The sequence below is a fragment of the Citrobacter werkmanii genome, assembly GCF_008693645.1.
GTDB lineage: Bacteria > Pseudomonadota > Gammaproteobacteria > Enterobacterales > Enterobacteriaceae > Citrobacter > Citrobacter werkmanii.
This window is the reverse complement of sequence record NZ_CP044101.1, coordinates 325,508-337,143: the sequence shown is the minus strand read 5'-3', so window position 1 is coordinate 337,143 and position 11,636 is coordinate 325,508. Positions and strand designations below refer to the sequence as shown.

Genomic DNA, 11,636 nt, shown 5'->3' with positions numbered 1-11,636 from the left:
ATCACGAGGTGAGCAGTCATGCATAGCGGTGGAAAAACCCTTCATCTTCAGGCTGGCCATTACCAGGCGAAAATCGTCACGGTTGGCGCTGGGTTAGCAGAATTGACGCACCGTGGGCGTCACGTCGTTATTCCACATAAGCCGGAAGAGATGCCGCTGGCGCATTTGGGAAAAGTGTTAATTCCCTGGCCAAACCGCGTTGCAGACGGCTGCTATCAACATAACGGCAAGACCTATCAGCTTGCCGTTAACGACCCTGTTTCGCATACCGCCATTCATGGATTACTGGCCTGGCGCGACTGGCAGATTAACCAACTGTCGAACACGGAAGTGTCGCTGACGATTTTTCTACCGCCTTCTTATGGTTATCCCTTTGCGCTGTATTCAGAGGTGAATTATCGGCTGGATGCTCCCCGCGGACTGCACGTTTTTATTCGTACCCAGAATGTGGGCGATGAAACTGCACCGTATGGCGCGGGAGCACATCCCTACCTGACCTGCAATTTGCAACCCATCGATAGCTGCGAATTAATGCTCCCGATGAGTACAGAAATGTGTGATGAACGCAATTTCACAACGCCGCGCTTAATCGCGCAAACCACTCTCGATCATACATTCAGGAGCTTGCAGCCTGACGCTGGGTGGGAGGTCAGGATGACCAGCCCCGCTCAAAACATGTCGACGTATTTACGCAGCCACCAGCCCTGGCTGCAGGTGTATACCGGCGAAAAATTAGCACGCCGCGGCCTGGCGGTAGAACCGATGACCTGCCCGCCCGACGCCTTTAACTCCGGGATTAGCCTGATTCATCTCGCGCCCGGAGAAACGCATCAAATGCATTTTTTAATCGGCAGTGAATAACAGATTTCCGACAAATTACCGAAATACCCTATTTTTACGGAGACGAAAATGAATTCGCTACAACAACGGTCCACCGCATTAGAACTGACGACGTTACAAAATGGATTTACACTGACGTACCACCAGCGCCCGATCTTACGTCACAGCGCAGAGACCCCTTGCCTGTGGATTGGCGCTGGCGTTGCCGACATTGATATGTTCCGCGGTAACTTCAGCATTAAAGACAAGCTCAATGAGAAGATTGCCCTGACCGACGCCACGGTAAGCGAGTCTCCTGAAGGCTGGCGGGTAGATTTCAGCCGCGGTAATACTATCAACGCCACGCTGCACATCTCTACCGATGAACAGGGTCGTTTGAAGCTCGACCTTCATAACGAGGAACGCAGCCATAACCGTATATGGCTGCGTCTGGCCGCTAACCCAGACGACCATATTTACGGCTGCGGCGAACAGTTCTCTTATTTCGATTTGCGCGGTAAGCCATTCCCACTGTGGACCAGCGAACAGGGCGTGGGCCGCAACAAAAAAAGCTATGTCACCTGGCAGGCCGACTGCAAAGAAAATGCTGGCGGTGACTACTACTGGACCTTCTTCCCACAACCAACCTTTGTCAGTACGCAGAAGTATTATTGCCACGTTGATAACAGCTGCTATATGAATTTCGACTTCAGCGCGCCGGAGTATCACGAACTGGCGTTGTGGGAGGATAAAACCACCCTGCGCTTTGAGTGCGCTGACACTTACATCTCCCTGCTGGAGAAATTAACCGCATTGTTAGGCCGCCAGCCGGAGCTGCCGGACTGGATTTACGACGGCGTCACGCTGGGCATTCAGGGCGGGACTGAGATTTGCCAGAACAAACTGGACACCATGCGTAACGCTGGCGTGAAAGTTAACGGCATCTGGGCACAGGACTGGTCCGGGATCCGCATGACCTCCTTTGGTAAGCGCGTGATGTGGAACTGGAAATGGAACAGCGACAACTACCCGCAACTGGACAGTCGTATTAAGCAGTGGAAAGAAGAAGGCGTGCAGTTCCTCTCCTATATCAACCCGTACGTCGCCAGCGACAAAGATCTCTGCGCTGAAGCAGCCAAACACGGTTATCTGGCGAAAGATGCTTCTGGCGATGACTATCTGGTTGAGTTCGGCGAGTTTTACGGCGGCGTAGTCGATCTGACCAACCCCGAAGCTTACGGCTGGTTCAAAGAAGTGATCAAAAAGAACATGATCGCGCTGGGCTGCGGCGGCTGGATGGCCGACTTTGGCGAATACCTGCCAACCGACACTTACCTGCACAACGGCGTCAGCGCCGAAATTATGCATAACGCGTGGCCCGCACTGTGGGCGAAATGTAACTACGAAGCGCTACAGGAGACCGGCAAGCTCGGCGAGATCCTGTTCTTTATGCGTGCGGGCTACACCGGCAGCCAGAAATACTCCACCATGATGTGGGCGGGCGATCAGAACGTTGACTGGAGCCTCGACGATGGTCTGGCCTCGGTCGTTTCTGCCGCGCTGTCGCTGGCGATGACCGGCCACGGTCTGCACCACAGCGATATCGGTGGTTACACCACGTTGTTTGACATGAAACGCAGCAAAGAGCTGTTGCTACGCTGGTGTGATTTCAGCGCCTTCACCCCGATGATGCGCACCCATGAAGGTAACCGCCCGGGCGATAACTGGCAGTTTGATGGCGATGTAGAAACCATTGCCCACTTTGCCCGCATGACCACCGTCTTCACCACCCTGAAGCCGTATCTCAAACAGGCCGTCGCGCAAAACAGCGCCACCGGTCTGCCGGTGATGCGCCCGCTGTTCCTGCATTACGAAGACGATGCGCGTACTTACACCCTGAAGTATCAGTACCTGCTGGGACAAGATTTGCTGGTAGCGCCAGTTCACGAACAGGGACGCAGCGACTGGACGCTGTATCTGCCAGAGGATAGCTGGATCAACGTCTGGACCGGGGAAACTTACCAGGGGGGTGAAATTACCGTGGATGCGCCTATTGGCCAGCCTCCGGTGTTTTATCGCGCGAAGAGTGAATGGGCATCACTGTTTGCCACTTTACGCAACATCTAACACGGCTCGCCCGCGGGGCAACTCGCGGGCACATGGAGAATAATAATGAGTCAGACTTCCTCTAATCCGGCAACCCTACGCTTGCCGTTCAAAGAAAAACTCGCCTATGGGATGGGTGATTTAGGCTCCAATATCCTGCTGGACATTGGTACGCTCTATTTACTCAAGTTTTATACTGATGTCCTTGGTTTACCGGGAACTTATGGCGGTATCATTTTCCTTATCGCCAAGTTTTTTACCGCGTTTACTGATATGGGCACCGGGATTATGCTCGATTCGCGCCGCAAAATCGGCCCGAAAGGTAAATTCCGTCCATTCGTCCTTTATGCCGCATTTCCGGTTACCTTGCTGGCGATTGCCAACTTTGTCGGTACACCGTTTGAAGTCACCGGTAAAACGGTCATGGCAACGGTGCTGTTTATGCTGTACGGGCTGTTCTTCAGCATGATGAACTGCTCTTACGGCGCGATGGTGCCTGCAATCACGAAAAACCCGGACGAACGCGCGTCGCTGGCCGCCTGGCGACAAGGAGGCGCAACTCTCGGGCTGCTGCTGTGCACCGTCGGCTTTGTACCGGTAATGAACCTGATCGAAGGCAATTCACAGCTGGCTTATATTTTCGCAGCCACGTTGTTTTCGCTGTTTGGCCTGTTATTCATGTGGTTGTGCTATGCCGGTGTAAAAGAACGCTACGTGGAAGTGAAACCTGTGGATGCCGCGCAAAAACCGGGATTGCTGCAATCCTTCCGCGCCATCGCCGGTAACCGCCCGCTATTTATTCTGTGCATTGCCAACCTTTGTACGCTGGGCGCATTTAACGTCAAGCTGGCGATTCAGGTCTATTACACCCAGTACGTACTGAACGATCCGATCCTCCTTTCCTGGATGGGTTTTTTCAGCATGGGCTGTATCTTCATTGGCGTCTTCCTGATGCCTGGGATGGTCAGACGTTTTGGTAAGAAGAAAGTTTATATTGGCGGACTGCTGATTTGGGTCGCGGGCGATCTGCTTAACTACTTCCTTGGCGGTGGCTCAGTCAGCTTTGTCGCCTTCTCTTGTCTGGCGTTCTTCGGCTCAGCCTTCGTTAATAGTCTGAACTGGGCGCTGGTCTCCGATACGGTGGAATATGGCGAATGGCGTACCGGCGTACGCTCTGAAGGCACGGTATACACTGGCTTCACCTTCTTCCGTAAAGTTTCACAGGCGCTGGCAGGCTTCTTCCCTGGCTGGATGCTGACGCAAATCGGCTACGTCCCCAACGTGGTGCAATCTGCGAGCACGGTCGAAGGTTTGCGGCAGCTTATCTTTATTTATCCGTGTGCCCTGGCAGTTATCACCATCGTGGCAATGGGCTGTTTCTACAATCTCAACGAAAAGATGTATGTCCGCATCGTTGAAGAGATAGAAGCACGTAAACAACCCGTTTGATAATAATGAATAGCGCTCTACGGGGCGCTATTGAGGAGCGATTATGTCTTTTCATGATCCGCTAACGCTAAAACTGAGCCTGCGTGAAAAATTCGCCTACGGAGTGGGTGACTTCGGCTCAAATTTGATGCTGTGTATCGGCACGCTGTATCTGCTTAAATTTTATACCGATGAACTAGGGATGCCTGCATATTACGGTGGGATTATCTTTCTGGTGGCGAAGTTCTTCACCGCCTTTACCGATATGCTGACCGGTGTATTGCTGGACTCAAGGCGAAATATTGGCACAAAAGGAAAATTCAGACCCTTTATTTTATATGCGTCATTCCCTGTCGCAATCGTTGCCAGCGCGCAGTTTTTAGCGACAGATTTTACGCTCACGGTGAAAACCGGGCTGGCGACGGTGCTGTTTATGCTGTTTGGTCTGTTCTATAGCCTGATGAACTGCTCCTACGGCGCGATGGTGCCAGCTATCACGAAAAACCCACATGAACGCGCTCAGCTCGCCGCCTGGCGTCAGGGCGGCGCAACCATGGGTCTGCTATTGTGTACCGTTGGCTTTATGCCGATTCAGGCGCTGTTTGTCAGTTCCCCCTCATTGGGTTATCTGATTGCCGCATTGATCTTTTCAGTCTGCGGGCTGTTCAGCATGTGGTGGTGCTTTAGCGGTGTGAAAGAACGTTATATCGAAATCGTGCCGGATCACCATAAGCCCAGCATTCTCAAATCATTCTGTGCCATTTTCCGTAATCCCCCGCTGCTGGTGCTGTGTGTCGCCAACCTGTGTACACTGGCCGCATTCAACATCAAACTGGCAATCCAGGTGTATTACACCCAGTACGTGCTCAATGATATTCATCTGCTGTCGTGGATGGGTTTTTTCAGCATGGGATGCATTCTGGTCGGCGTGTTGCTGGTTCCCGCGACCGTGAAACGCTTCGGTAAAAAGCAGGTTTATCTCGGCGGTTTGGCATTATGGGCTGTCGGTGATGTTTTGAACTTTTTCTGGGGCAGTACGTCATTTTTGTTCGTAACATTCTCCTGTATGGCCTTCTTCGGGACAGCATTCGTCAACAGCCTGAACTGGGCGTTGGTTCCGGATACGGTCGATTATGGCGAATGGAAAACGGGGATCCGCGCGGAAGGTTCGGTGTATACGGGTTATACCTTTTCTCGCAAAATTTCCGCTGCGCTCGCGGGCTTCCTGCCAGGCATCATGCTGACGCAAATCGGTTATATTCCCAACATAACCCAGAGCGATGCCACCCTGCTTGGCCTGCGTCAGCTTATTTTTCTGTGGCCTTGCGGGCTGGCTATTATCGCTGCATTCACGATGGGTTTATTTTATAAACTCAATGAAACGCGTTTTGCTTTTATTATTGAGGAAATCAGCCAACGGAAGAAAAACAACACTCAAGCGGATCCTGTTACCACTAAAAATAATACCTCTGCTGTAAACGTATAAAAATAATTGCCGCTTATTCCATCTTAATGGATGGCGGCCTCCCTACGCTTAAAAAATGGATTTATTATGAAAAAGTTAACAACAATAATTCTCTTATCCTCTGTTATGTCTACTTCTGTTTTTGCAGGCGCCTATGTCGAGAACCGCGAGGCATATAATCTGGCATCCGATCAGATAGAAGTGATGATGCGCGTTGGCTATAACTCCGATATGGGCGCAGGTATCATGCTCACCAACACCTACACCATGCAACGCAAGGATGAGTTAAAACACGGCTATAACGAAATAGAAGGTTGGTATCCTTTATTTAAACCAACGGATAAATTAACTATCCAGCCCGGTGGGTTGATCAATGATAAGAGTACGGGTTCCGGTGGCGCTGCCTACCTGGATGTTAATTATAAATTTACCCCGTGGTTTAATCTTACCGTGCGTAATCGTTATAACCATAATAACTACAGTTCAACCGACCTAAACGGTGATCAGGATAATAACGATACCTATGAAATAGGTAACTACTGGAATTTTACTATCACCGATAAGTTTTCCTATACCTTTGAGCCGCACTATTTTATACGAGTTAATGACTTCAACAGCAGTAACGGAAAAGATCATCACTGGGAAATTACAAATACCTTTAAGTATCGTATCAATGAACACTGGCTACCCTATCTGGAGTTACGCTGGTTAGATCGCAATGTGGAACCTTATCATCGCGAGCAAAATCAGATTCGTATTGGGGCAAAGTATTTCTTCTGATACTCCCGAGATAATAAAAAGCCGCTGATAACCAGCGGCTTTTTTATGCTTACCTGAGAAAGAGCGTTAATTACTCTTCTTTCGCGCCACGCATTGCACGGCGACGATCGTTTTCAGTCAGGTGACGCTTACGGATACGGATAGAGGTTGGAGTCACTTCTACCAGTTCGTCGTCATCGATGAATTCCAGAGCCTGCTCCAGAGTCATCTTAACCGGCGGAACCAGAACCGTTGCTTCGTCAGTACCGGACGCACGCATGTTGGTCAGTTTCTTACCGGTCAGGCAGTTTACGGTCAGGTCGTTAGAGCGGCTGTGAATACCGATGATCTGGCCTTCGTAAACTTCAGCACCGTGACCCAGGAACAGCTTACCGCGGTCCTGCAGGCTGAACAGTGCGAACGCAACTGCTTTACCCTGGCCGTTGGAGATCAGTACGCCGTTCTGACGCTGACCCACATCACCCGCACGAACGTCGTCGTAGTGGCTGAAGGTGGAATACAGCAGACCGGTACCGGAGGTCATGGTCATGAATTCTGAACGGAAGCCGATCAGACCACGGCTTGGGATCACGTAGTCAAGACGTACGCGGCCTTTGCCATCTGGATTCATGTTTTTCAGATCGCCTTTACGCTCACCCAGAGCCTGCATCACAGAACCCTGATGCTGCTCTTCAACGTCCAGCGTTACGTTTTCGAACGGCTCTTGTTTACGGCCATCGATTTCGCGGAAGATAACTTTCGGACGGGAAACCGCCATTTCGAAACCTTCACGACGCATGTTTTCGATCAGAACAGACAGGTGCAACTCACCACGACCGGACACACGGAACGCATCCGCATCTTCAGTTTCTTCAACGCGCAGCGCAACGTTGTGCACCAGCTCTTTGTTCAGGCGGTCAAGGATCTGACGAGAGGTAACATATTTACCTTCTTTACCACAGAACGGAGAGGTGTTTACGCAGAAGAACATGGTTACGGTCGGTTCATCAACGGACAGAGCCGGCAGCGCTTCGACATTCTGCGGGTCGCAGATGGTGTCGGAGATGTTCAGTTCGCCCAGACCGGTGATCGCGATGATATCGCCTGCTTCGGCAATATCACTCTCGATACGTTCCAGACCCAGGTGGGTCAGAACTTTACCGACTTTACCGTTGCGGGTTTTGCCTTCGCTATCAATGATAGTGATCTGCTGGTTCGGTTTAACTTTACCGCGTTTGATGCGGCCGATACCGATAACGCCAACGTAGTTGTTGTAGTCCAACTGAGAGATTTGCATCTGCAGCGGGCCGTCAAGGTCTACGTTCGGAGCCGGTACGCGATCAACGATGGTCTGATACAGCGGGGTCATGTCTTCCGCCATATCTTCGTGATCCAGACCTGCGATACCGTTCAGCGCGGAAGCGTAAACGATCGGGAAGTCCAGTTGTTCGTCGGTAGCGTCGAGGTTAACGAACAGGTCGAATACCTGATCAACAACCCAGTCAGGGCGCGCGCCAGGACGGTCAACTTTGTTGATAACAACAATTGGCTTCAGGCCATGGGCAAAGGCTTTTTTGGTCACGAAGCGCGTCTGCGGCATCGGACCATCCATTGCATCCACCACCAGCAGCACGGAGTCGACCATGGACATTACACGTTCAACTTCACCACCGAAGTCGGCGTGCCCCGGGGTGTCAACGATGTTGATACGGTAGTCATTCCATTTGATAGCGGTGTTTTTAGCGAGGATGGTAATCCCACGCTCTTTCTCCAAATCGTTGGAGTCCATCACGCGCTCTTGGGTTTCAGCACGTGCATCGAACGTACCGGATTGTTGGAGCAGCTTGTCTACCAGGGTCGTTTTACCATGGTCTACGTGCGCGATGATGGCGATGTTACGCAAATTTTCGATCACAACTTTGCCTCAGGCATTTTAGAAATAGCGCGTTATTGTACACGGATTAATCGCAGTACAAAACAGGATCACAAACATCCTCCGCAAACAAGTATTGCAGAGTTTCTTTGTGATCACATTCACGGAGCGTTAAAAGGGGTAATCTGGGGTGCGTTGCACCAATATGGTGCTTAATGTTCACATTAAAGCACTATAATGGTGCAATACATCCTTCATGGTGCAGCCCCTTTGCACGATAGTGCGCATGATAACGCCTTTTAGGGGCAATTTAAAAGTTGGCACAGATTTCGCTTTATCTTTTTTACGGCGACACGGCCAATTTTTTGCAGAATTGAAGACTTCGTTACCACGACGACCATGACCAATCCGGGAGAGTAAGTATGTCCGCTGAACACGTTTTGACGATGCTGAACGAACACGAAGTGAAGTTTGTTGATTTGCGCTTCACTGATACTAAAGGTAAAGAACAGCACGTCACTATTCCTGCTCATCAGGTAAATGCCGAATTCTTTGAAGAAGGCAAAATGTTTGACGGCTCCTCAATCGGTGGCTGGAAAGGCATTAACGAATCAGACATGGTTCTGATGCCAGATGCGTCTACTGCACTCATTGACCCGTTCTATGAAGAGTCCACCCTGATCATCCGTTGTGATATCCTGGAACCCGGTACGCTGCAGGGCTACGACCGCGACCCGCGCTCCATCGCTAAACGCGCTGAAGAGTACCTGCGTTCTACCGGCATCGCAGACACCGTTCTGTTCGGGCCAGAGCCAGAGTTCTTCCTGTTTGACGACATCCGTTTCGGCGCGTCCATTTCCGGTTCCCACGTGGCTATCGATGATATCGAGGGCGCATGGAACTCCTCCACCAAATACGAAGGTGGTAACAAAGGTCACCGTCCGGGCGTGAAAGGCGGTTACTTCCCGGTTCCTCCGGTAGATTCTTCTCAGGACATCCGTTCTACCATGTGTCTGATCATGGAAGAAATGGGCCTGGTCGTTGAAGCGCATCACCACGAAGTAGCGACTGCTGGTCAGAACGAAATCGCGACCCGCTTCAACACCATGACCAAAAAAGCGGACGAAATTCAGATCTACAAATATGTGGTTCACAACGTCGCTCACCGTTTCGGTAAAACTGCGACCTTTATGCCAAAACCAATGTTTGGCGATAACGGTTCCGGCATGCACTGCCACATGTCCCTGTCCAAGAACGGCGTAAACCTGTTCTCCGGTGACAAATATGCGGGTCTGTCTGAGCAGGCGCTGTACTACATCGGCGGCGTTATCAAACACGCTAAAGCGATCAACGCCCTGGCGAACCCGACCACCAACTCCTACAAGCGTCTGGTCCCGGGTTACGAAGCGCCGGTAATGCTGGCTTACTCTGCCCGTAACCGTTCTGCTTCTATCCGTATTCCGGTAGTGGCTTCTCCGAAAGCGCGTCGTATCGAAGTGCGCTTCCCGGACCCGGCTGCTAACCCGTACCTGTGCTTCGCCGCGCTGCTGATGGCGGGTCTTGACGGTATTAAGAACAAGATCCATCCGGGTGAAGCGATGGACAAAAACCTGTACGACCTGCCGCCTGAAGAAGCGAAGGAGATCCCACAGGTTGCAGGTTCTCTGGAAGAAGCACTGAAAGAACTGGATCTGGACCGCGAGTTCCTGACTGCAGGCGGCGTGTTCACCAATGAAGCGATCGATGCGTACATTGCGCTGCGTCGTGAAGAAGATGACCGTGTGCGCATGACGCCGCACCCGGTAGAGTTTGAGCTGTACTACAGCGTTTAATTTAACTTTTACACTCTCACATAAAAACGTGCAGAGGGTGTAATAACCAATGGATTTCTTGCTACTGCAAGACGGCAATTGAGTGAATCCCCGGGAGCTTACATAAGTAAGTGACTGGGGTGAGCAAAAGCAGCCAACACAGCTGTAGGGAGAAAGACGAAGGTTTTAGTTGCCGTGGAACTTTTAGCCCATCTCTGGATGGGCTTTTTTCTCCACTAACAACCTGCTTTCTCGCGCTTTTTATCCATAAAAAGCTATAATGCACTAAAATGGTGCAACACTTTTCAGGAGACTGCTGAATGGCAACCGGCACGCTGCCCGATGCTGGGCAGATCCTCAATTCTTTAATCAATAGCATCTTACTCGTCGACGATGAGCTGTCGATACATTACGCCAACCCGGCGGCGCAACAACTGCTCGCCCAAAGCTCCCGCAAACTGTTTGGTACACCGCTGCCCGATCTGTTGAGTTATTTTTCGTTAAACATCGGACTGATGCGTGAGAGCCTGGAAGCTGGTCAGGGCTTTACGGATAACGAAGTGACGCTGGTGATAGACAGCCACTCGCATATTCTCTCTGTGACCGCCCAGAGGCTGCCTGATGGGCTTATCCTGCTGGAGATGGCGCCAATGGATAACCAGCGCCGTCTGAGTCAGGAACAGCTCCAGCATGCCCAACAAATTGCCGCCCGGGATCTGGTACGCGGTCTGGCGCATGAAATTAAAAACCCGTTGGGCGGTTTACGCGGCGCGGCGCAGCTTCTCAGTAAAGCGCTCCCGGACCCGGCGCTGACCGAATATACCAAAGTTATTATTGAGCAGGCCGACCGCCTGCGTAATCTGGTCGACCGTCTGTTAGGACCGCAACAACCGGGCATGCATATCACGGAAAGTATTCACAAAGTGGCGGAGCGTGTGGTGGCGCTGGTTTCGATGGAAGTGCCAGAAAACGTTACGCTAATTCGTGATTACGATCCGAGCCTGCCTGAGTTATTGCACGACCCGGACCAAATAGAACAGGTTCTGCTGAATATCGTGCGCAATGCCCTGCAAGCGTTAGGGCCGGAAGGCGGCGAGATCGTACTGCGTACCCGCACTGCGTTTCAGCTCACGCTGCACGGCGTGCGTTACCGTCTGGCGGCGCGGATCGATGTTGAGGATAACGGCCCGGGTATTCCCCCTCATTTGCAGGACACGCTGTTCTACCCAATGGTCAGCGGTCGCGAGGGCGGTACCGGCCTTGGGTTATCCATCGCCCGTAATTTAATTGATCAGCATTCCGGCAAAATTGAATTTACCAGTTGGCCGGGTCATACCGAGTTCTCGGTTTACCTGCCTATCAGGAAATAAAGGTG

8 protein-coding genes are annotated in these 11,636 nt (G+C 51.5%); 7 read left to right on the top strand and 1 reads right to left on the bottom strand.

Annotated elements, in window-relative coordinates:
• Nucleotides 1-18 precede the first annotated feature (18 nt).
• From FOB24_RS02285 to ompL, 5 genes are all read left to right on the top strand, one after another.
• On the top strand, nucleotides 19-861 hold the full coding sequence (locus FOB24_RS02285) for an aldose-1-epimerase (protein ID WP_150344465.1): 843 nt from the start codon (nucleotides 19-21) through the stop codon (nucleotides 859-861).
• A gap of 48 nt (nucleotides 862-909) precedes the next feature.
• Nucleotides 910-2,946 carry an alpha-glucosidase gene (locus tag FOB24_RS02280; protein WP_150344464.1) on the top strand — a complete coding sequence of 679 codons (2,037 nt, stop codon included), beginning with the start codon at nucleotides 910-912 and terminating at the stop codon, nucleotides 2,944-2,946.
• 45 nt (nucleotides 2,947-2,991) lie between these two features.
• Nucleotides 2,992-4,374, top strand: coding sequence for an MFS transporter (locus tag FOB24_RS02275; RefSeq protein ID WP_038635856.1), 1,383 nt, complete (start codon nucleotides 2,992-2,994; stop codon nucleotides 4,372-4,374).
• A gap of 43 nt (nucleotides 4,375-4,417) precedes the next feature.
• Nucleotides 4,418-5,839: an MFS transporter gene (locus tag FOB24_RS02270; protein ID WP_085049702.1), complete on the top strand. Its 1,422-nt coding sequence runs from the start codon at nucleotides 4,418-4,420 to the stop codon at nucleotides 5,837-5,839.
• A gap of 66 nt (nucleotides 5,840-5,905) precedes the next feature.
• Nucleotides 5,906-6,598, top strand: a complete 693-nt coding sequence (gene ompL, locus FOB24_RS02265; RefSeq protein WP_085049701.1) for a porin OmpL — start codon at nucleotides 5,906-5,908, stop codon at nucleotides 6,596-6,598.
• A 70-nt stretch (nucleotides 6,599-6,668) separates the two neighbouring features.
• Here ompL and typA read toward each other — a convergent pair whose 3' ends face one another.
• Entirely contained in the window at nucleotides 6,669-8,492 is a 1,824-nt protein-coding gene (gene typA / locus FOB24_RS02260) for a ribosome-dependent GTPase TypA (protein ID WP_003028641.1), read from the bottom strand.
• A gap of 380 nt (nucleotides 8,493-8,872) precedes the next feature.
• Here typA and glnA point away from each other — a divergent pair, with 380 nt between their 5' ends.
• Nucleotides 8,873-10,282: a glutamate--ammonia ligase gene (gene glnA / locus FOB24_RS02255; protein ID WP_038635848.1), complete on the top strand. Its 1,410-nt coding sequence runs from the start codon at nucleotides 8,873-8,875 to the stop codon at nucleotides 10,280-10,282.
• Between the two features lie 299 nt (nucleotides 10,283-10,581).
• Nucleotides 10,582-11,631: a nitrogen regulation protein NR(II) gene (glnL, locus tag FOB24_RS02245; RefSeq protein WP_038635845.1), complete on the top strand. Its 1,050-nt coding sequence runs from the start codon at nucleotides 10,582-10,584 to the stop codon at nucleotides 11,629-11,631.
• The last annotated feature ends 5 nt before the right edge of the window (nucleotides 11,632-11,636 follow it).

Coding starts and splice junctions, on each gene's coding strand:
- FOB24_RS02285 (WP_150344465.1), top strand. CDS start 19: ATGCATAGCGGTGGAAAAACCCTTCATCTTCAGGCTGGCCATTACCAG.
- FOB24_RS02280 (WP_150344464.1), top strand. CDS start 910: ATGAATTCGCTACAACAACGGTCCACCGCATTAGAACTGACGACGTTA.
- FOB24_RS02275 (WP_038635856.1), top strand. CDS start 2,992: ATGAGTCAGACTTCCTCTAATCCGGCAACCCTACGCTTGCCGTTCAAA.
- FOB24_RS02270 (WP_085049702.1), top strand. CDS start 4,418: ATGTCTTTTCATGATCCGCTAACGCTAAAACTGAGCCTGCGTGAAAAA.
- ompL (WP_085049701.1), top strand. CDS start 5,906: ATGAAAAAGTTAACAACAATAATTCTCTTATCCTCTGTTATGTCTACT.
- glnA (WP_038635848.1), top strand. CDS start 8,873: ATGTCCGCTGAACACGTTTTGACGATGCTGAACGAACACGAAGTGAAG.
- glnL (WP_038635845.1), top strand. CDS start 10,582: ATGGCAACCGGCACGCTGCCCGATGCTGGGCAGATCCTCAATTCTTTA.